Origin of the sequence: Corynebacterium liangguodongii, assembly GCF_003070865.1 — a bacterium.
Taxonomy (GTDB): Bacteria; Actinomycetota; Actinomycetes; order Mycobacteriales; family Mycobacteriaceae; genus Corynebacterium; species Corynebacterium liangguodongii.
Genome location: NZ_CP026948.1, coordinates 1,403,491 through 1,423,136 on the forward strand (window position 1 = coordinate 1,403,491; position 19,646 = coordinate 1,423,136).

The following is a 19,646-nucleotide window of genomic DNA, read 5'->3' on the forward strand; positions in this document are numbered from 1 at the left end:
TAGAATCCCTTTTTATTTCTCGAACAAAAGAAGGAACCGTGAGCGGGCCAGTCCCCACAAAGAAATGGTCCGTCATCGGCCCCGGACTCGTCGCCGCGGCAACCGGCGTCGGCTCAGGAGACCTCGTGGCCACCCTCATAGCCGGTCAAAAATACGGATACGCCCTGCTGTGGGCGTGCATCGCCGGGTCGATCATCAAGATCATCCTCGTCGAAGGAGTCGGCCGCTACACGCTTGCCACCGGCAACTCCATGTTCCACGGGTGGCGCACGCTCGGCGCGTGGACAACCTGGTACTTCGTGCCGTACATCGTGATCTGGGGGTTCGTCTACGGGGCCGCGGCAATGAGCGCGTCGGCAATGCCGCTCAAAGCCCTCTTCCCAGACACCAGCCTCGCTATGTGGGCGGTTGCCACAGGCGTCCTCGGATTCGCATTTACCTGGCTCGGCAACTACCGCATCTTCGAAAAGGTCATCGCCGTACTCGTCGGCATCATGTTCCTCACCGTCTGCGGCATCGCCACCTTATCTTTAAGAAACCTGCCCGAGATCCTCTCCGGTCTCGTCCCCTCCGTGCCCGACGGCTCGTTCCTCTACGTCCTCTCGCTCGCCGGCGGGGTCGGCGGAACCATCACTCTGGCCGCCTACGGGTACTGGCTCACCGAGAAAAACTGGCGCGGACCAGCATGGATGCGCGTCATGCGCCTCGACAACACGGTCGCCTACGTGGTCACCGGCATCTTCGTCGCCGCCATGCTCCTCATCGGGGCGGACCTGCTCTACTCGGCGAACATCGCCGTCTCCCAAGGCGACCGGGGCCTGCTCGATCTTGCCGACGTCCTCTCCTCACGCTACGGCCCCACCACCGCCACGGTGTTCTTACTCGGGTTCTGGGCCGCCGCGTTCTCCTCCGTCCTCGGCGTATGGAACGGCGTTTCGCTTATGTTCGCCGACTTCGTCGGCCACCTGCGCGGCCTGCGTAGCGATGACCCCCGCATCCACGTCGGCGGCCGCTACTACCGCCTCTACCTCATCTGGCTCACCTTCCCGCCCATGCTTCTATTCTTCCTCGGCAAACCGACCGCGCTCGTCATCGCTTACGGAGTCCTCGGGTCCCTCTTCATGCCGTTCCTCGCCCTGACCCTCATACTCCTGCTCAACTCCGCGCAAGTTCCCGCCCGGTGGCGCAACGGCTGGGCAACCAACATCGTCATGGCGATCGTCTCTCTGCTCTTCATCTCAATGGGCGTCGTCGAGCTGGCCAAGATAGTCACGGGCTAGGGATTGGGGGGCGAGTTGCCCGGTCTCTGCGTTTCGGCATTGCTCGATGTGGTGTCCTGGCTGGCCGCGCCAGCGTTGCGTCAGGGGTTGCGCCGGTGTTGCGGCATAGCTGCTAGACCACAAGGCACCGCCCCGCCCAGCCACACGCCAGACAGGGCACCAGACATTAAAAAAGCCCGCCCCCAATCGGGGCGGGCTCTAAGAAGCGGCGCCTAGCGGCGCAGGCCGAGGCGGGAGATGAGGTCGCGGTAGCGCTCGACGTTGTTCTCGCGCAGGTACTTCAGCAGGCCACGGCGGCGGCCGACGAGCAGGAGGAGGCCGCGGCGGGAGTGGTGGTCGTGCTTGTGGAACTTCAGGTGCTCGGTAAGCGTGTTGATGCGCTCGGTGAGCAGCGCGACCTGTGCTTCGGGGGAGCCGGTGTCGGTCTCGTGGAGGCCGTAGTTCTTGAGGATCTCGGCCTTCTTCTCGGTGGTCAGTGCCATGAGGAATTCTCCTTGGTTATTTCAGTCCGCGCAAAAGTCTCTGGCTTAGAGCGTGGCAACTGCCGCGGACCGCAGTCATCGAAGGCGCTCGAAGCCGAGGGATAACTCTATAGCACTTGAGCCCGCGGGCCCAAATTACGCGGACGCCAGGGAGGTAAGGCGGCGCATGAATTCGGCGAGGAAGCGATCGGTGTCGACGGCGACGGCGACGCGGGTGGTTTTCACTGCGTCGTTAAGCCGAGTCTCGTCGCCGATGGTGCGCCCGCGGGTCTCGCCTTCGAGGTCGGTTTTCATGTTGATGGGTAGCAGTGTGACGAGGGTCGGGTCGACGGCGACACCAACGGCGAGCGGGTCGTGGAGGCCGCAGCCGCCGAGGTGCGGGGCGGTGGTGTCGTAGGCCTTGATGTAGTAGTCGGTGGCGTCGGCAAGAAACGTGCCCGCGGGGGTGCCCAGCGCGCGCCAGGTGGCGGTCTCAGCCTTGGTCAAGAGCGTCTGCAGCGTCACGTCGAGGCCGATCATTGTGACGTCGGCGGCGCGGCGGAACAACAGGTCTGTCGCCTCGGGGTCCTGGTTGACGTTGGCCTCGGAGAACTGGGTGACGTTGCCCGGCACGGTGAGCGCGCCGCCCATCATGACGATGTGTGCGCGCTGCGCGAAGCTTTCCGACGCCTCAATCGCCGCCGCGATCGTCGTCGACGGGCCCGTCGGCACAATGACGAGGTCGTCGCCGTAGGCCTCGACGGATTCGACGAGGAAGTCAACCGCGGATGTATCCTGCACGGTAGCCGAAGGCTCCGGCAGCTCGGCCTCGCCGACGCCGTTGGTGCCGTGGATAAACTCGGAGATCTCGAGGACCTCGAAGGAGTCGCGGGCGCGGGCGTGGTCGGGTCCGGCGAAGACGGGGATGTCGCCGCGGCCGAACAGCTCCAAGATCGCTAGCGCGTTGCGCACACCGGTATCCACCAGGACGTTTCCGTAGGTGCCGGTCACGCCGATGAGGTCGAGCTCCGGGGAGCCGAGTGCGTATGCCAGCGCGAGGGCGTCGTCGATGCCTGTATCGAGGTCGAGGATGATCTTCTTGGTCACTGGTTTCTAGCCTTTCTCAAGAGGGTGCGGGTCGCATCGACGTCTCTCGCCATGTGGTCGAGCAACTCGTCGACGGAGTCGAACTTGGTCATGTCTCGGACCTTACCCACGAACTCGACACGGGCGAGCCGGTCGTAGAGGTCAGCCTCCGCGTCGAGCACGAAGGATTCGACGCTGCGGCGGGCATCGCCGAAGGTGGGGTTGGTGCCCACCGAGATCGCGGCCGGGTAGCGCACGCCGGGCTCCATGTTTCCGTCGAGCGGGCCGCGCTCGTCGCCATCGACGATGGTGAGCCAGCCGGCGTAGACGCCGTCGCCGGGCAGCGCCGAGATATCGGCGACGTACTGGTTGGCCGTGGGGTAGCCCAGCTCGCGGCCCCCGCGGCCGGCGCCGCGCTCGATCGGGGCGGTGACGGAGAAGGAGCGGCCGAGGCGTTTCGACGCGCCCGTGACATCGCCGCGGGCGAGGTCGTCGCGCACGGCTGTGGAGCAGACGCGCTCCGAGCCGTCGCACAGCAAGGGCACGACGACGACCTCGAAGCCGAGCTCGTCGCCCAGCTCCACCATCGTGCGGGCCGTCCCGGCGGCGTCCTTGCCAAAGGTGAAGTTCTCCCCCACCACCACCGTGCGCGCCCCGAGTGCGCCGAGGAGGACCTCCGTGGCGTAGCTGCGCGGGCTCAATCCGACGAGCTCCTCGCGCAGGTCGATGACCAGCAGGTAATCGACGCCGAGCCCGGCGATGACCTCGGCGCGCCCCTCGAGCGGGATGAGCGCCTTGGGTGCGCGATCGGGGGCGAAGATGGCCACGGGGTGCGGCTCGAACGTCATCACCACGCTCGGCAGCCCCGCGCGCCGGGCGCGCCCCACGGCCTCGCCGATGAGCAGCTGGTGGCCGCGGTGGACGCCGTCGAAGACACCGATTGTTACCACGCAGCCGCCGCCCTCGGCGAGGGAGGCGGGCACATCTTCGAGGCCGCGCAAAATATCCACGGTGGATAGACTACGGCATACTCTGTGACTATGACTCTTGCCCCTGACCCGCTCGCCTCCTCCGGAATCGTCGTCGTGGACAAGCCCCGCGGCGTGACGAGCCACGACGTCGTCGCCCGGCTGCGCCGCATTTTTAGCACCCGCAAGGTCGGCCACGCCGGCACTCTCGACCCGATGGCCACAGGGGTCCTCATCGCCGGCATCGAGCGGGGCACGAAGCTGCTCGCCCACATGGTGGCGCACGATAAGGTCTACGCCGCCACCATCCGCCTCGGCGCCTCTACCGCGACCGACGACGCCGAGGGCGAGGTGCTGTGCAGTGCGGACGCCTCCGGCCTCGAAGATGGCGACATCGCCGCCGCGGTGCGAAAGCTCACCGGCGAGATCATGCAGGTACCGGCCGCCGTCTCGGCGATCAAGATCGACGGCCGCCGGGCCCACGAGCTCGCCCGCGCCGGGGAGGCAGTCTCCCTCCCGCCCCGGCCGGTGAGCGTTTATTCCTTCGACATCCTCGCCGTGCGGCGGGAGGGGCAGGTTGTGGACGTCGATACGCGGGTGCACTGCTCGAAGGGCACCTACATCCGCTCGCTCGCCCGCGACCTCGGCGCCGCGCTCGGCGTCGGCGGGCACCTCACGGCGCTGCGCCGCGAGGCGGTAGGAGCCTTCACGCTTAGCGACGCCTCCTCGCTCCCCCACCTCGAATCTCACCCCGCCTTATCCCTCACCCTCGACGAAGCGCTGGCCAGGTCCTGGCCGGTGCTCACGGTCACACAGGAGGAATACGACGCCCTCGCGATGGGCAAGTGGCTAGAGCCACGCGGGCTGAAAGGTGTCCACGCCGCGATCGGCCCCGACGGGCGCGCCGTGGCGCTCGTCGAGGAGCGCGGCAAGCGCCTGGCCACGACGTTTGTCGCCCGGCCCTCGACGCTCTAGGACGCGCGCTCGAGGAACGCGGAGGCGAAAACGTAGCCGCCGCGCACGACCCACCGCCCGTACATGAGAGGCGCCGGGGTCGGCCTGGCCAGGATGTAGGCGATGAAAGTCCCATCGGCCCGGATGTCAATCTCGGCGTCTTCGAAGCCGAGCCAGCGCCTCGTGAGCGGGAACCAACACTTGTACGTCGCCTCCTTGGCGCTAAAGAGCAGCCGGCCCGCCCAATGGGCCCCTCCCGCCTGCATCGCGTCGATGCGGTGGCGCTCTCCCGAGCGGGAGATCTGGTCGATCACCCCTTCGGGCAGCGCCTCGGCGGGCTCGACGTCGAGACCGACCGAGAGCAGCTGGCTCGCGGGCGCGGCGACGGCCGCGCGCAGCCCCTCGGTGTGGCTGAGCGAGCCGACGAAGCCCTCCGGCCACAGCGGCATCCCGCTATCGCCCTTGAGAATGGCCCTGCCGGGAGGCACCCCTAGCTCAGCCAACGCCCTGTGGGCGCACCAGCGGGCGTCGCCGAACTCCCCCTTGCGCTTGTCCACCGCCCGGGCGACGAGGCTGCGCTCCTCCGGGTGGAGCTCTAGGTAGTTGCTCAGGTCCCCATCGTCCCCGGTGCGTAGGTAGACGAACCGAGCCGAAGGGGGAAACAAGTCTTTCGCCTGCATCACGCACCCGCCTCCATCACCGGGTACGGCCACGGCCGCCCGGTGCCCGGCCACATCGGCGAGCCCCACTCCCGCGGGTAGCCCAGCGAGGCCTCGATGTGGGGAATTCCATCGACGATGACCTCCCCGGGCATGTGCAGGTGGCCATAGACGACGGCCCGCGCGTTGTAGCGCCGCGCCCACGAGCGGGTGTGCCTCGTGCCGCACCACAGGCCGATCTCGGGGTAGCGCAGCGTATCGACGGGCTCCCGCACCAGCGGCCAGTGATTGACCAAAATCGTCGGCCCGTCGACCCGGGAGAGCCGGCGTGTGGTGTAGGCGAGGCGCTCCCAGCACCAGGCGCGGATGTCGACGAACGGGGCGATGGTGAATTCGTCGGTAAGCATGAGGCTCTTGCGCTTCGCAGCCTCTAACGCCTCGGCGACACTGCACCCAGGAGCGCGAAACGAGTAGTCGTAGAGCGTAAAGAGCGGTGCGACAGTCACGCCGTGGAACACCGGGTAGGGGTCCTCCGGCGTGACCACCCCGAGCTTTCGCATCCTGCGCACCAGCTCGCCGTACCTCTCCACGCCCCGGTAGCGGTCGAACGAGCGGGAGAACAGCTCGTGGTTGCCGGGCGCCCAGACCACCGTGGAAAATCGCTCGGCGAGCCTTCCCATCACGCGGGTCACCAGGTCGATATTCTCCGCGACATCGCCCGCCACGATGAGCCAATCCTCGGGCGTGCGCGGCCCGATGGCCTCAATGTGCTCCTGGTTCGCGCGCACCGCCGCGTGGAGGTCGGCGACGGCCCACAGCGTCGGGCCCGACGGTGTGTGTGGGGCGGTCATGACACCATGTCCTATCACAGGCGCTGCCCGCACTCGGCCCATTTCATCGAACGAAAACGATGCACGTTGCCAACCAGGCGCACCACCAGCGACCCCGCGAGGCCCGCCCACACCCCGCCGAGCCCCCACCCGAAGGCCAGCGAGGCCAGAGTCACCGGGAGATAGACCCCGAGCAGCGCCACGATGGTGAGCGTGCGCAGGAACTTCACGTCCCCCGCCCCGAGCAGTGCGCCGTCAAGGGCGAAGACGACGCCCCCGACCACGATCATGGCCACCAGCATCCACCACGGGGCGCGCAGCTGCGCAATGACGCCAGGATCCTGGGTAAACATCATCCACACAGCTGGCCCGAAGGCGGCGAACACCACGGCCAGCACCCCCGCAAACGCGAGGCAGTAGCGCGTAGCCAGCTCACCTACTCCCCGCGCCTGGTCGCGGTCCCCGCGGCCGAGCGCCGCGCCCGTGAGGGTCTGCGCCGCAATCGCCAAGGAATCGAGCACCAAGGTGAGCAGGTTCCACAGCTGCAACAGGATCTGGTGCGCTGCCAGGGAGGCCACCCCGAAGCGACCCGCCACCGTCGCCGCGGCGAGCATGGAGACCTGGAATGAGGCCGAGCGCACGATCAGATCCCCTCCCATCGCTAGCTGGCTGCGGATAATCGCCCACCGCGGGGCCCACGAGCCACGGTGGGCCCTGGCCAGCGCCCCAACGAAGAGCGCCGCGGTCACCGAGGACCCCAGCACGTTCGCCCAGGCAGAGCCCACCAGACCAAAGCGCCCGACAAAAAGCGGCAGGACCGCCGCGCCGGGGATGACGCCGCACAGCGTGAACACGAAGGGCGCACGGGTGTTTTGCACCCCTCTCATCCAGCCGTTTCCGGCCATGGTGACCAAGGTCAAAGGGATCGCGGCGGCGGCCACGCGCATCCACGCGGCGGCCTTGAGCGCGGTTGCCTCCTGTGCCGTGAGCGCCGCGGCAATAGGGTGGGCGAAGAGCCACACCAGGGTGGCAAGCGCAATCCCCACCGCCGCCGCGACCCACGTCGCCTGGACGCCTTCGGCCACGGCGTCGCGGCGGCGGCCCGCCCCGTTGAGCCGCGCCGAGCGGGCCGTCGTTCCGTAGGACAGGAACGTCAACTGCACCGTCACCGTCGAGTGCACCGCGGTGCCCGCCGCGAGCGCGGCGAGATCCGCCGTGCCCGTTCGTCCCACGACGGCGGTATCGAGCAGCAGGTAGAGCGGGCTCGCCGCGAGCACCCCGAGCGCGGGCAGGGCGAGCCCTAGGACCCTGCGCGGAGTGAGCGGTGCCTCCGCCTGCGCGGCGCCGCTCATGACAGCGCGGCGAGGATCCCGGTGATGACCTCCTCGCGCGAGCCGAAGCCGGTAAACCCTGCCGCCGGAACGTGCCCGCCCCCGCCGAGGCGGGAGGCCACGGCGGCGACATCGACCGTGGCCGAACGCAGCGAGACGCTCCACTCCGCCGCGCCCCGCTGCTTGAGCACCACCCCGACGTCGCTGCCGAGGGCGCTTCGCGCGTATTCAATCACGCCCTCGATGGCGGTCTGGCTCATCTGCGCCATCAGCTCGGTATCGATGGTAAACACGGCGAGGTCCAGGCCCGCGGCACGGCGCTCTTCCATGCCGGCGAGCACAACCCCGGTGTTGCGCATATCCGCAAGCGTGATGGCATCCATGAGGTCCATCGCGATCTGCCGGGTATCTAGCCCGCAGGCCATGAGCTCGGCGGCGAGCACGTGCATGCGCGGGGTGCCCCAGCGGAAGTTGCCGGTATCGGTCACCAGCCCGGCGTAGAGGCAGTGCGCGATCGTCTCGTCGAGGTCTACCTGTAGGTGGGCCAGGAGCTCGCGCACCATCGCGGTCGTTGACTCCGAGGCGACGATAAGGTTTGTGGCCCCGAAGCCCGGGTTGGAAGCGTGGTGGTCGACCACCACGACGCGCTCCGGCGCGGCGGCGATCGCCGGGGCATGAGCGCCAGTGCGATCCGCCGAGGCGCAATCGACGGTGACCCACAGCTCCTCCGTCGGAGGCTCGTGGCCGTAGACGATGTCGTCGACAAAAGGCACCGTCGAGAGGTTCTCGGCGTGCGGGTGGGCCTGCCCGATGTAGGCGCGGGCGGTGCCGCCCGCTTTCATGATCCCCGCGACCAGGGCGCAGGCCGAGCCCACCGCGTCCGCGTCGGGGGATACGTGCGCGATCACGGCGACGGACCGGGCTTGTGCGATGGTAGCGGCCACCTCGGCGAATTGCGCGGTGTGCGCGGGAAACAGTGTGTTCATGGTCCTACTCGTCGCCGCCCTTGTAGGGGTTGTCCTCCCCGGCGGGGCGTGCGCCCGCGCGCAGGCGGGCGAGCTCCGCGTCGCGGGCGCGGGCGCGCTCAAGGAGCTCTTCCAAGCGTGCCGACGCCTCCGGCACCGTATCTAACTCGAAGGCGATCGTCGGGGTGAACCGCACGTTGAGGTTATCGCCCACGATCTTGCGAATCTGCCCGCGGGCGCGGTGGAGCGCCTCCGCCGCCTGGTCGAAGTCCGGCTCGTCCTCGATGCGCCGACCACGCACGGTGTAGTAGATCGTCGCGTCGTGCAGGTCGCCGGTGACCCGGGCGTCGGTAATAGTGACCAGCTCTAAGCGACGATCCTTGACCTCGCGCTCGATGGCCGAAGCGACAATCGTTTGGATCTGCTTCGCCAGGCGCTGCGCACGCGAATTGTCAGCCATGTCCTCTCCTCACACTTCCCGGGTGCTTGCAACAACACCCGCTCATTCTAATCATGGGCAAGGCCCCACCCCCGGTGGCGGGGAATGGGGCCAAGCACCGGTTGCGCGGTTAGGTGCGCGGCACCTCAACCATCTCGTAGACCTGGATCACGTCGTCGACCTGGATGTCCGGGTAGGACAACACCATGCCGCATTCGTAGCCCTTGTCTACCTCAGTGACGTCGTCCTTCTCGCGGCGCAGCGACTCGATCGTCGCCTCGTTGGCAATGACGTTTCCGTCGCGCACCAGGCGGCATTTTGCGTTGCGACGCACCTTGCCGTCGGTAACCATGCAGCCAGCGATAAGCCCGACGGAGGAGGCCTTGAAGATTTGGCGGATCTCCGCGGAACCGATCTCGCGCTCCTCGTAGATGGGCTTGAGCATGCCCTTGAGAGCGGACTCGACATCTTCGATGGCCTGGTAGATCACCGAGTAGTAGCGGATCTCCACACCCTCGTTGTTCGCCTCCTCGGTCGCCTTGCCCTCGGCGCGAACGTTGAAGGCAACGATCACAGCATCCGAGGCGGCGGCCAGGACCACGTTGGTCTGCGTCACCGCGCCGACGCCGCGGTCGATGATGTTGACCTCGACCTCGTCGTCGATCTCGATCTTGAGCAGAGCCTCCTCGAGAGCCTCGACGGCCCCGGCGTTGTCGCCCTTGAGGATGAGGTTGAGCTGGCTCGTCTCCTTCAAGGCGGCATCCAGGTTCTCCAGGGAGACGCGCTTCTTGCGCCGCGCCTGCATCGCCGAACGCTTGCGCGCGTCGCGCTGGGCCGCGATCTGGCGAGCCACGCGATCGTCCTCGACGACAAGGAGGTTATCGCCCGGCCCGGGCACGCCGTTGAGGCCCTGGACCTGCACGGGGCGCGACGGGCCCGCCTCTTCGACGTCGTTGCCCCACTCGTCGACCATGCGGCGCACGCGGCCGAAGTTGCCGCCGACGACGATGGAATCGCCGACGCGCAGGGTACCGCGCTGCACAATGACGGTGGAGACCGGGCCGCGGCCGCGGTCGAGGTGGGACTCGATGGCCACACCCTGGGCGTCCATGTCCGGGTTCGCACGCAGATCAAGCGCGGCATCGGCGGTGAGCAGCACGGCCTCCAAGAGGTCGTCGATACCCTCGTTGTTGCGCGCGGAGATGTCGACGAACATCGTGTCGCCGCCGTACTCCTCGGGCACGAGGCCGTACTCGGTGAGCTGGCCGCGAATCTTCTCCGGCTGCGCCTCGGGCTTATCGATCTTGTTCACCGCCACCACGATCGGCAGATCCGCGGCCTTGGCGTGGTTGATCGCCTCCACGGTCTGCGGCATCACGCCATCATCCGCGGCGACCACGAGGATCGCAAGGTCGGTCGACTGGGCACCGCGGGCACGCATGGCGGTAAACGCCTCGTGGCCCGGGGTATCCAGGAAGGTGATCCTGCGCGACTCGCCGTCGAGCGTGACCGTTGTCTGGTACGCGCCGATGCCCTGCGTGATCCCGCCGGCCTCGCCGGAGGCCACGTTCGCCTGGCGGATCGTATCCAGCAGGCGGGTCTTGCCGTGGTCGACGTGGCCCATGACGGAGACCACCGGAGGGCGGTGGGCGAGATCTTCGTCATCGCCCTCGTCCTCACCGAACTGCAAGTCGAAGGACTCAAGCAGCTCGCGGTCCTCGTCCTCGGGGGAGACGACCTGGACCTCGTAGTTGATCTCGGCACCCAGGAGCTGCAAGGTCTCCTGCGGCACGGACTGCGTCGCGGTAACCATTTCGCCGAGGTTGAACAGCGCCTGGACCAGGTTGGAGGCATCGGTGCCGATCTTCTCCGCGAAATCCGCGAGAGACGCGCCCTGGCGCAGGCGGACGGTCTTGCCGCCGCCATCGGGCAGCCGCACGCCGCCAATGACGTTCGGCGCGTGCATCTCCTCGTACTCGTGGCGCTTCTGGCGCTTGGACTTGCGCCCGCGGCCCGGAGCACCGCCCGGGCGGCCGAACGCGCCGGCGGTTCCGCCCCGGCGACCGCCACGCCCGCGGAAGCCGCCGCCCACCGGAGCCCCGGGGCCTCCCTGGCCGCCGCGGCCTCGGCCGCCGCCCTGGCCGCCACGCCCGCCACGGCCACCGGTCGCGGCCTTCGAGGGCATCTGCTTCGGCGACGGGTGTGCAGCCATGTCGGCCGGAGACGGCCGCGAGCCCCCCGGGCGGGGGCCGGGACGCCCCTGCCCAGAACCGGCGCGATCCGCGCCCTGGCCGCCGCGGCCACCACGACCGCCTTGGCTCTGCGCACCCGGCCCACCTTGGCCGCCCCGGCTTCCGCCCGGGCGCGGCGCGGGGCGCGGTCCGCCTGTGTTCGACGAGAACGGGTTGTTGGCCACCCGCGGGCGTCCGCCCGGCTTCGGCATCGGGCGCGGCATGGCGCCCGGCGTCGGGCCGGATTCGCCGCCGGAAGGCTTACCAGCCTGGGGCGCCTGCGGCTTGCGCGCGCCGGGCTTCGGCGCGGGCTGCCCGGACTGCCCGTGCTGCGACGCAGCGGCGGGTGCGCCCGGCTTCGGGGCCGGGGCAGGCTTGCGCGCACCCGGCTTCGGGCCGGGGGCAGGCGCGGGCTTCGCCTGCGCGGCGGGCTGGCCGGGCTTAGGCGCCGGCTGGCTCTTCTGGGGCTGCTGGGCCTGCTTCGTGGGGCCCGGCTTCGCCCCGGGCTTGGCCGCCTGGCCCGGCTTCGGGGCGCCGGGCTTCGGCGCGGCGGGCTTTGCGGGCTTCGCGGCATCGGACGAGCCGGAGCCGTCCTTCGCCCCGTAGTATGTCTTCATCTTCTTGACCACCGGTGCCTCGATGGTCGACGATGCTGTCTTTACAAACTCGCCCTGTTCCTTCAGGGTTGCGAGCAGTTCCTTGCTGGTAACACCAAGCTGTTTTGCCAGCTCGTGAACGCGTAGCTTTCCGGGCACGTGTCTCCTCTTAGTTCATGCTAGGAGCCCGTGCCGCAGGCTACAGACCCCTAGACGTTGTCATCGACGCTCATCGCTGATGCTGCTTCATGGTTGCGTACTCATCAGTGTTCGGTCTTCCTATCCTTTTGTTGGGTCGTTCGCGAGGCTCGCGAGGTACGTCCGTACATGACCTACGTCCACCGGTGTGGACACGCGGAGCGCGCGAGCGAACGCCCGCCGCTTCTCCGCGAGCTCTAGCGCCTCCAGTGTGGGGGTAATCCACGCCCCCCTGCCGGGGAGCCGCCTCGACGGATCCGGCAGGATCCGCCCCGGCGCCGCCGGGTCCGCCACGACCCGGAGCAACTCCGCGTCAGGCTTCGTCTCCCGGGTTGCTATGCAGGTCCTGGTGGGCACGTGGCGCCCGCTACCGCCTGCGGTATCGGGCGCCGAATGCGCCGCCGTCGTTCCCTTCACAGCAACCCCTCACACATGGATGCGGTTTTTAAGCCGTATCCAACCCTACGCGAAGTCGGGCCGGAATAGTATTTCCTGCCCTCGCGGCGATTGTTGGCTACTCGGCCTCGATCGGGTCGGCGTCGGAGTGGATGTCTATTTTCCAGCCGGTGAGGCGCGCGGCAAGGCGGGCGTTTTGGCCTTCCTTACCTATCGCGAGGGAGAGCTGGTAGTCGGGCACGATGACGCGGGCGGACTGGGCTTCGCGATCCAAGACGTCAACACGCACGACCTTGGACGGCGCCAGCGAGTTGCCGACGTAGCGCGCCGGGTCGTCGGAGTAGTCAATAATGTCGATTTTCTCGCCCCCGAGCTGGGACATGATGTTGCTCACGCGCGCACCGCGCGGGCCGATGCAGGCCCCCTTGGCGTTGACGCCCTTGACCGTTGCCCGCACGGCGACCTTGGAGCGGTGCCCGGCCTCGCGCGCGATGGAGACGATCTCGACCGTGCCGTCGGCGACCTCGGGCACCTCTAGGGCGAAGAGCCCGCGGACGAGCTCGGGGTGAGTGCGCGAGAGGTTGATCTGCACACTGCGCTCTCCCCTGTTGACCCCCACCACGAAGGCCTTGATGCGGTCGCCGTGGCTGAGCTTCTCCCCGGGGATCTGCTCGGCGGGCAGCACGATGCCGTCCTGGGGGTCGGCCTCTGTGCCGAGCTGCACCACGACTAGGCCGCGGGCCTCCGCCGGGGCGTCGCGCTGGACGACGCCCGAGACGACCTGCCCTTCGAACCCGGAGTATTCGCTAAACACCCGGCCCGCCTCGGCCTGGCGCACGCGCCGCTTGATCGCGCCGAGCACAGCGGGGGCGCCGATGCGGGAGAAGTTCACGGGCGTGTCGTCTCGCTCGGAGATCACCGCGCCGTCTTCGTCGCGCTCGGAGACGAGCACGGCGACATCGCCGGTGTCGGTATCGATCTCCACTCGGGCCCGCTCGCCCTCGGAGCCTTCCCCGGCGGCCTCCGCCGGCAGTTCGCGGTACTCGCGGTAAGAGGCCAGCAGTGCCTCAGCGATGGTGCGCAGAAGGTCATCGACGGGGATGCCGTGCAGCGCGGAAATGTTCTTGAGTGCATTGAGATCAATATTCACTTGTTGCCTTTCAGTTGGCAGCGTCTTCGCTGGCTGTGTCGAACGTAAGCTGCGCCAGCTCCACTTCCGCAGCCGGCGGGGTCGTAAACTCCACTTCTACCACCGCGCCCGCCAATGCGGAAACCGGCCGCACGTGCACCCTCGGCGTCTTTCCCCCGACCTCGATGAGAACGACGTTGTCCTCCGCACCGTCAAGCGCGCCGATGCGGTACGCCTCGCCCTCGATCGTGACACGGCGGCCGCGGTTGCGCCGCCAGTGCCGCGGGCGCGTGAGGGGCAGGCCGACGCCGGGGGTGGTTACCTCGAGGGTGTACCCGGCGCCGAAGTTGAGCTCCCCGGCGTCTTCTTTGGCGTCGAAAAGCGCGCCGAGCTCGTTGCTCACAGCTTCCAGCTCTTCGAGGCCGGGGCGCTCGTCCGAGTCAAGCGCGACAACGACCTGCGATTTCTTCCCTGCGGGCACCGTGGCCACGTTCTCGACGTCCATGCCGTGCGCGGCCGCGAGTGGCTCGATCATGCTGCGAAGATCTTCGGGTTTGGGAAGTGCCATGCGCTATAGCCTAACGTGTAGCATCTCCCGGGTGAAGAAGCTGCTCGCCATCCTCCCCGCCTTCCTGCTTGCCTCATGCTCGGTGATGGACGTCGTGGGGCCCCGCGCGAACGGGGAGATCATGGCCTTGGCGCGGCAGGCGAGCGCGGACGAGCTCTCGCTTGGCGGCACCCCGGCGAGCGAGCTTCGCAAAGCCCAGGCCGACCAGCTCGCAGGCGAGGCCCTGCGGCTGTGCGGCACGAGCCCGAGCGGCGAGACGCCGTCGACATGCAACGTGAGCTACGGCGATACGGACCTCCCCCGCGGCGCCGCAAGCGAGAGCGAGCTCATTGCCCGCCTGCGCGCGGATACCGTGGCGGCCGCCGCCCGCGTCCCCGAAAGCTCGGTGGACCTCGTCGTTGCCCAGGCGGTCGACACCGTCGCGCTCGAGCCGGTCCGCCTCGCTCCCCCCTCCCTCGACCGCGCGCCCGAGGCAGATGTCGAAGCCACCCGCGAGGCGCTGCGCGGAGAGTACGCGCTCGAATACGGCCTGGGCCTTGCCACCGCGTGGGCGGATGACTCCTTGCGGCAGCGTATCGACGCCCTCCGCAAGGCCGCCGATGAGCGCCGCGAGGCCTTAGTCTCCGCGCTCGCGCCCACCGGCGAGGTCCCGGCCCCCGCCCCGGGTTACGAAACCTCAGCCGCGCCTTCTGATGCCGCCTCCGCCGCCGCGTTTGTCGAGCAGCTGCGAGCCGCGCAGGTTGCCCGCCTGCGCCGTTTGGCCGCAGAGGCGCAGGGTGAGGCGTGGCGCGATGCGGCAATCGGCCTCGCCGCCCACGCGCAGCGCGCCTAGCGTCGCCCTTAGCAGGGGCTGGTGTAGTCCGCGACCTGCCTGAGCTGGCGGGCGTAGCCCTCTCCTCGGGCTTCCGCGGCGCACACGCCCGCGCGGTCGGAACCATAGTCAACATAGACCGGGTAGACCAGGGCGCCGTCCTTTTCGGGGCGCAGCGAAGCGCACTGGTGCGGGTAGGTAGCCTGCGCGCCCGAGTGGCGGGCCATAGCCTGGTAGACCGGCGGCTGCGGGTCTTGTCCCGAGGAGACGAGGACGGATCCCACGATGAGCACGTACTCGCCCGAGCAGGACGGGATGGGCAGCCAGTCCCCGGAGCCTTGGGTCCTCGGGTCGCGCGGGACGGGCTGGGACGCCGCGGTCTCCGCGACGCAGATCATCTGGTGGGCGTCCATCACCTTGAGCAGGCTATCGGGCGCGTGCGCAGCCTCGAGTCGCTCGCGCTCGAAACACGCCAACTGGGACAGGGAATGAATGGAATGGCTGTCGTATGGGGCCCAATGCGCGCCGTCCCAGATGGCGACGGCCAAGGAATCGGTGTGCGCCTTCCCCACAATCTTCCACGCACCGTCGCAATAGACCTCGATCACCTCTCCTGCCCTCGGGTTCGACGGGGCGGGCTCACAGGGCCCGAGAGTTGCCGCGGCGGGCTCGTTGCGTGGCGACGCCTCGGTGGGCGATTCCTCCGCAGGATCTTGCCCGGATTCGCTCGCGGACGGCTGCTCCACGGTTGTGATCACAACCAGGCTCGCCGCCGCCTCGTCCCCTCTGGACTGGGCCGCGCCCCTGCCCAGCCACCACGCCGCGCAGGCTACGGCGATGAGCACGACGAGAGCCGCGAGCGCAATAGCCCCCTTGGTCGCAATGGTCCCTGCGCGCGGTCCCTCCCCGGAGCCGCAGGGAGGGGGCGGGGTGGTCACGGGGTCGTCGTCACGCATGCGGGTTGTCCTTCCCTGGAGTCGTTATGCCCCGCAATCCTAACGTATACATCTGCCACTGACACCAGCGATGTCGCGGGCGTGCTGTAGCTTCTTATTCATGACTGAGACCTTGATCCGCCGCGCCCGCTGGGTAGCGCTCGCGATCTGCGCGCTCGCCGCCTTCCTCATCAGCCTTGGCCCCGCCGCCGCCCCAAACTCGCCGACCGCGATGCTTCCCGATGGCTTCGATTCCACCACCGTCGCCGCGGCCCGCGCCGCCTCAGGAGACCCCGGGGCGGGCGCCGCGGTGGTGCTCTATACGGGCCTAGCACCAAAGGACCTGGCGCTGATTAAGGACAAGGCCGCCGAGCTCGGCGGGCCTATGATCCCGAACGAGGCGGGCGACGCCGCCATCGTGCCCGTCACTGTCGAGTCGGAATCCCTCACCGACAACGTCGACGTGATCGGATCGCTGCGTGAGGCGGCGGCAGTCGGCCTCCCCGAGGGCGCGGAATCGAGCGTGACCGGCCCCGCCGCCATCGAGGCGGACCTCTCAGCGGTGTTCTCCGGGGCCAACGTCACGCTGCTCGCCGTGACCGCCTCCATCGTCGCGATCCTGCTCGTGCTCACCTACCGCTCACCGATCCTGTGGATCCTCCCCTTGCTCGTGATCGGGCTCGCCGACAGGCTCGTGGCCACGACGTATACCCGCGTCCTCGACACCTTTGGCATGCAGTTCAACGAGTCAACCGGCGGGATCCTCTCCGTGCTCGTCTTCGGCGCGGGCACGAACTACGCCCTGTTGCTTATCTCCCGCTACCGCGACGAGCTCACCCGCACGCCCGACCGCTTCACCGCGATGGCGAGGGCGTGGAGGCCGACGGTGGCGACGATCACCGCTTCGGCGGCCACCGTCGTCATTGGTGTGGCCTGCCTGCTGCTCTCCCACACGCCCTCGACACGCGCGCTCGGAGCCGCGGCGGCATTCGGCGTCGCCGTCGCCTTGTTCTTCGGCGCCGTGGTCTTACCCGGCATCCTCGTCATCCCCGGCCGCTGGGTCTTTTGGCCGCGGCGCCCGCAGCTCGGGGAAGAGCCCACGCACCGCCTGTTCGACTCCGCCGGCCGCCTCGTGGCGGCGCGCCCTGTGGCGGTCCTCGCGGCCTCCCTCGGCCTGCTCGGGGCCTTGAGCCTCGGCGCCCTGGGGATTCAGACTGGGCTGACCCAATCTGACCAATTCATCGACACCCCCGAATCCATCTCCGCCGCCGACGATCTGGCGCAGGCCTTCCCGCAGAAGTCGGCCACGCCGGCGATCGTCGTGAGCGACGACCCAGCGCGCGCCACCGCCGCTCTCGAGCAGGCGGGGCTCGACGTCATGAGCACCGGCGGGACAGAGCTCCAGGTCTCCGGGGGCGATACGGAAACCATCCGCGCTGCGCTCGAGGGCACCGGGGCGAAGGTCGGCGGGCTAGACGCAGAGCTCTTCGACACCGAGCAGGCCGCGGAACAGGACCGGGCGCTGATCTTCCCCGTCGTCTTGCTGCTCATCTTCGGCGCACTCGTCGTCCTCCTGCGCTCGCTGGTCGCCCCCCTCATCATGACGGCCTCGGTGCTGCTCACCAACGTCGCAGCGCTCGGGATCGGGTGGTGGGTCTCCCACCACGTCTTCGGCTTCGAGCGCTTCGATTCGGCCACCCCGCTCTACGCCTTCGTCTTCCTCGTCGCCCTCGGCATCGACTACACGATCTTCCTGGTCACCCGCGCCCGCGAAGATGCCTCCGAGCTGGGCACGCGGCGCGGTGTCCTCACCGCGCTCTCGACGACGGGCGGGGTGATCACCTCGGCCGGGATCCTGCTCGCCGCGGTCTTCGCCGCCCTGGGCGTGCTCCCGCTCGTCGTCCTCGCCCAGATCGGCATCGTCATCTGCCTTGGTGTGCTGCTCGATACGCTCATCGTGCGCAGCCTCGTCGTCCCAGCCGTGGTGCAGGTGCTCGGCGAGAGGTTCTGGTGGCCGTCCCGGCCGGGGGCGGCACGGGAGGACTAGGAATTCACAAGCTCTCGTACCTTGGCCACGACCTCACCGGCCGGCACCTCGAGGGTTTCGCCGCCACGGATGCGCAGCTCGACGATTCCGTCGGCGAAGGAACGCCCGAGGATGACGATGAAGGGCATACCGAGCAGCTCGGCGTCTTTGAATTTCACGCCCGGGGAGACCTTGGGGCGGTCGTCGAAAAGCACCTCGAGCCCGGCGTTGCTGAACTCGGTGACGATGCGCTCGCCCGCCTCGAGCGCGGCGGCGTCCTTGTTGGCCACGGCGACGTGGACCTGGTAGGGCGCGATCTCCACCGGCCAGATGAGGCCCTTGTCGTCGTGGCGCTGCTCTGCGACGACCGCCATCATGCGCGAGACGCCGATGCCGTAGGAGCCCATCGTGGGCACGGCGCGCTTGCCGCCCTCGTCGAGGATCTGCACGTCCATCGCCTCGGTGTATTTTCGGCCGAGCTGGAAGATGTGGCCCAGCTCTATCCCGCGCGCGCGGGTGAGCGTGCCGTTGCCGTGTGGTGCCGGGTCGCCCTCGCGGATCTCGGCGGCCTCGACGAAGCGGTCGACGGTGAAATCGCGCCCGGCGATGAGCCCGACGACGTGGCGCTCGGGTTCGTCTGCCCCGGCGATCCACGCGGTGCCCTCTACGACGCGGGGGTCGGCGTAGACGGGAAGTTCGTGGGCGTTGAAGGAGCGCGGGCCGACGTAGCCCTTGACCAGGAAGTCGTGGGAGGCGAAGTCCTCCTCCCCTGCCAGCTCAAAGGTGGCCGGTTCGAGGGAGGCCTCGAGCCGCTTGACGTCAAGTTCGCGGTCGCCAGGGATGAGCACCGCGGCCAGGCGCGGGCCGTCCTCTTCGCGCGGGTCGTCGACCTTGATCACCATGCACTTGAGGGTGTCGGCGGCGGTCGCCGCGTGGGCGTCGACAAGCACGCCCTGCTCATTAGCCCACTCGACGAGCGCCTCGATGGTTGCCGCGCCCGGGGTGTCGCGGACCTCCGCCTCCGGCCGGCCCTCGATGGGCAGCGGGTCGGGCGCCGGGGTGATAACGGCCTCGACGTTGGCGGCGAACCCGCCTGCGGTGGAGACGACAAAGGTGTCCTCGCCGTTGTCTGAGTAGGCGAGGAACTCCTCTGAGGCGGACCCGCCCATCGCACCCGAGGTGGCCTTGCAGATCTCGTAGCGGATGCCCACGCGGTCGAAAATGCGCTGGTAGGCGGCGCGGTGCTTCGCGTAGGACTCGTCTAGGCCCTCGTCGGTCATGTCGAAAGAATAGGAATCTTTCATGACAAACTCGCGCCCGCGCAGGATCCCGGCGCGGGGGCGGGCTTCGTCGCGGTACTTCGTCTGGATCTGATAGAGCGTGACGGGGAAGTCCTTGTAGGAGGAAAACATGTTCTTCACCGCGGTGGTGAACATCTCCTCGTGGGTAGGCCCGAGCAGCATGTCCGCGCCCTTGCGGTCTTTGAGCCGAAACAGATCGTCGCCGTACTCGGTCCAACGGTTCGTCGCCTCGTAGGGCTCGCGCGGAAGCAGCGCCGGGAACAGCAGCTCTTGGGCGCCCATCGCGTCCATTTCCTCGCGCACGATGGTCTCGATCTTGCGCAGCGTGCGCAAGCCCAGCGGCAGCCAGGTGTACACGCCCGGAGCGGCGCGGCGCACGTAGCCGGCTCGCACGAGCAGCCTGTGGCTGGGCACCTCGGCGTCGGCGGGGTCTTCGCGCAGCGTGCGCAGGAAAAGCTCGGACAGGCGTGTGATCATGCGCA

Annotated in this window: 18 protein-coding genes; 4 read left to right on the plus strand and 14 right to left on the minus strand. The window is 68.6% G+C overall.

What is annotated here, in order from left to right:
• Positions 1 to 38: 38 nt before the first annotated feature.
• Positions 39 to 1,280 carry an Nramp family divalent metal transporter gene (locus tag C3E79_RS06750; RefSeq protein WP_199219500.1) on the plus strand — a complete coding sequence of 414 codons (1,242 nt, stop codon included), beginning with the start codon at positions 39 to 41 and terminating at the stop codon, positions 1,278 to 1,280.
• A gap of 212 nt (positions 1,281 to 1,492) precedes the next feature.
• Here the strand turns inward: C3E79_RS06750 and rpsO are convergent, their stop codons facing one another.
• From rpsO to C3E79_RS06765, 3 genes are all read right to left on the minus strand, one after another.
• Positions 1,493 to 1,762 carry a 30S ribosomal protein S15 gene (gene rpsO, locus C3E79_RS06755; protein WP_108404224.1) on the minus strand — a complete coding sequence of 90 codons (270 nt, stop codon included), beginning with the start codon at positions 1,760 to 1,762 and terminating at the stop codon, positions 1,493 to 1,495.
• 135 nt (positions 1,763 to 1,897) lie between these two features.
• Positions 1,898 to 2,848, minus strand: a complete 951-nt coding sequence (locus C3E79_RS06760) for a nucleoside hydrolase (RefSeq protein ID WP_108404225.1) — start codon at positions 2,846 to 2,848, stop codon at positions 1,898 to 1,900.
• Positions 2,845 to 3,837, minus strand: coding sequence for a bifunctional riboflavin kinase/FAD synthetase (locus C3E79_RS06765; protein WP_108404226.1), 993 nt, complete (start codon positions 3,835 to 3,837; stop codon positions 2,845 to 2,847). Before C3E79_RS06765 ends, C3E79_RS06760 begins: the two co-directional genes overlap by 4 nt.
• A gap of 30 nt (positions 3,838 to 3,867) precedes the next feature.
• Here C3E79_RS06765 and truB point away from each other — a divergent pair, with 30 nt between their 5' ends.
• Positions 3,868 to 4,770: a tRNA pseudouridine(55) synthase TruB gene (gene truB / locus C3E79_RS06770; protein ID WP_108404227.1), complete on the plus strand. Its 903-nt coding sequence runs from the start codon at positions 3,868 to 3,870 to the stop codon at positions 4,768 to 4,770.
• Here the strand turns inward: truB and C3E79_RS06775 are convergent.
• From C3E79_RS06775 to rimP, 9 genes are all read right to left on the minus strand, one after another.
• Positions 4,767 to 5,429, minus strand: coding sequence for a 4'-phosphopantetheinyl transferase family protein (locus tag C3E79_RS06775; protein WP_108404228.1), 663 nt, complete (start codon positions 5,427 to 5,429; stop codon positions 4,767 to 4,769). The genes truB and C3E79_RS06775 overlap by 4 nt on opposite strands.
• On the minus strand, positions 5,429 to 6,259 hold the full coding sequence (locus C3E79_RS06780; protein ID WP_108404229.1) for a metallophosphoesterase family protein: 831 nt from the start codon (positions 6,257 to 6,259) through the stop codon (positions 5,429 to 5,431). The genes C3E79_RS06775 and C3E79_RS06780 overlap by 1 nt, the downstream gene beginning before the upstream one ends.
• A gap of 14 nt (positions 6,260 to 6,273) precedes the next feature.
• Positions 6,274 to 7,590, minus strand: a complete 1,317-nt coding sequence (locus C3E79_RS06785; RefSeq protein ID WP_108404230.1) for an MATE family efflux transporter — start codon at positions 7,588 to 7,590, stop codon at positions 6,274 to 6,276.
• The gene (locus C3E79_RS06790; RefSeq protein WP_108404231.1) at positions 7,587 to 8,555 is read right to left on the minus strand and encodes a DHH family phosphoesterase; all 969 of its coding nucleotides are present in this window, start codon (positions 8,553 to 8,555) and stop codon (positions 7,587 to 7,589) included. Before C3E79_RS06790 ends, C3E79_RS06785 begins: the two co-directional genes overlap by 4 nt.
• 4 nt (positions 8,556 to 8,559) lie before the next feature.
• A complete protein-coding gene (rbfA, locus tag C3E79_RS06795) occupies positions 8,560 to 8,994 on the minus strand; it encodes a 30S ribosome-binding factor RbfA (RefSeq protein WP_108404232.1) in 435 nt (144 codons plus the stop codon).
• Positions 8,995 to 9,103: 109 nt separating this feature from the next.
• Positions 9,104 to 11,959, minus strand: coding sequence for a translation initiation factor IF-2 (gene infB / locus C3E79_RS06800; RefSeq protein ID WP_108404233.1), 2,856 nt, complete (start codon positions 11,957 to 11,959; stop codon positions 9,104 to 9,106).
• Positions 11,960 to 12,079: 120 nt separating this feature from the next.
• The gene (locus C3E79_RS06805) at positions 12,080 to 12,355 is read right to left on the minus strand and encodes a YlxR family protein (protein WP_108404234.1); all 276 of its coding nucleotides are present in this window, start codon (positions 12,353 to 12,355) and stop codon (positions 12,080 to 12,082) included.
• Positions 12,356 to 12,512: 157 nt separating this feature from the next.
• Positions 12,513 to 13,544 carry a transcription termination factor NusA gene (gene nusA, locus C3E79_RS06810; protein ID WP_108404235.1) on the minus strand — a complete coding sequence of 344 codons (1,032 nt, stop codon included), beginning with the start codon at positions 13,542 to 13,544 and terminating at the stop codon, positions 12,513 to 12,515.
• Positions 13,545 to 13,554: 10 nt separating this feature from the next.
• The gene (rimP, locus tag C3E79_RS06815) at positions 13,555 to 14,091 is read right to left on the minus strand and encodes a ribosome maturation factor RimP (protein WP_108404236.1); all 537 of its coding nucleotides are present in this window, start codon (positions 14,089 to 14,091) and stop codon (positions 13,555 to 13,557) included.
• A 31-nt stretch (positions 14,092 to 14,122) separates the two neighbouring features.
• Here rimP and C3E79_RS06820 point away from each other — a divergent pair, with 31 nt between their 5' ends.
• On the plus strand, positions 14,123 to 14,923 hold the full coding sequence (locus C3E79_RS06820) for a DUF4439 domain-containing protein (protein ID WP_235840578.1): 801 nt from the start codon (positions 14,123 to 14,125) through the stop codon (positions 14,921 to 14,923).
• Positions 14,924 to 14,931: 8 nt separating this feature from the next.
• Here C3E79_RS06820 and C3E79_RS06825 read toward each other — a convergent pair whose 3' ends face one another.
• A complete protein-coding gene (locus tag C3E79_RS06825; RefSeq protein WP_108404237.1) occupies positions 14,932 to 15,858 on the minus strand; it encodes a hypothetical protein in 927 nt (308 codons plus the stop codon).
• Positions 15,859 to 15,958: 100 nt separating this feature from the next.
• On the opposite strand from C3E79_RS06825, the gene C3E79_RS06830 reads away from it, so the two are divergent.
• Positions 15,959 to 17,884, plus strand: a complete 1,926-nt coding sequence (locus C3E79_RS06830; protein WP_108404238.1) for an MMPL family transporter — start codon at positions 15,959 to 15,961, stop codon at positions 17,882 to 17,884.
• Here the strand turns inward: C3E79_RS06830 and C3E79_RS06835 are convergent.
• Positions 17,881 to 19,641: a proline--tRNA ligase gene (locus C3E79_RS06835; RefSeq protein ID WP_108405100.1), complete on the minus strand. Its 1,761-nt coding sequence runs from the start codon at positions 19,639 to 19,641 to the stop codon at positions 17,881 to 17,883. The two genes, C3E79_RS06830 and C3E79_RS06835, sit on opposite strands and share 4 nt — an antisense overlap.
• Positions 19,642 to 19,646 lie beyond the last annotated feature (5 nt).

Coding starts and splice junctions, on each gene's coding strand:
- C3E79_RS06775 (WP_108404228.1), bottom strand. CDS start 5,429: ATGCAGGCGAAAGACTTGTTTCCCCCTTCGGCTCGGTTCGTCTACCTA.
- C3E79_RS06825 (WP_108404237.1), bottom strand. CDS start 15,858: ATGCGTGACGACGACCCCGTGACCACCCCGCCCCCTCCCTGCGGCTCC.
- rimP (WP_108404236.1), bottom strand. CDS start 14,091: ATGGCACTTCCCAAACCCGAAGATCTTCGCAGCATGATCGAGCCACTC.
- C3E79_RS06835 (WP_108405100.1), bottom strand. CDS start 19,641: ATGATCACACGCCTGTCCGAGCTTTTCCTGCGCACGCTGCGCGAAGAC.
- C3E79_RS06830 (WP_108404238.1), top strand. CDS start 15,959: ATGACTGAGACCTTGATCCGCCGCGCCCGCTGGGTAGCGCTCGCGATC.
- rbfA (WP_108404232.1), bottom strand. CDS start 8,994: ATGGCTGACAATTCGCGTGCGCAGCGCCTGGCGAAGCAGATCCAAACG.
- rpsO (WP_108404224.1), bottom strand. CDS start 1,762: ATGGCACTGACCACCGAGAAGAAGGCCGAGATCCTCAAGAACTACGGC.
- C3E79_RS06785 (WP_108404230.1), bottom strand. CDS start 7,590: ATGAGCGGCGCCGCGCAGGCGGAGGCACCGCTCACTCCGCGCAGGGTC.
- truB (WP_108404227.1), top strand. CDS start 3,868: ATGACTCTTGCCCCTGACCCGCTCGCCTCCTCCGGAATCGTCGTCGTG.
- C3E79_RS06790 (WP_108404231.1), bottom strand. CDS start 8,555: ATGAACACACTGTTTCCCGCGCACACCGCGCAATTCGCCGAGGTGGCC.
- C3E79_RS06780 (WP_108404229.1), bottom strand. CDS start 6,259: ATGACCGCCCCACACACACCGTCGGGCCCGACGCTGTGGGCCGTCGCC.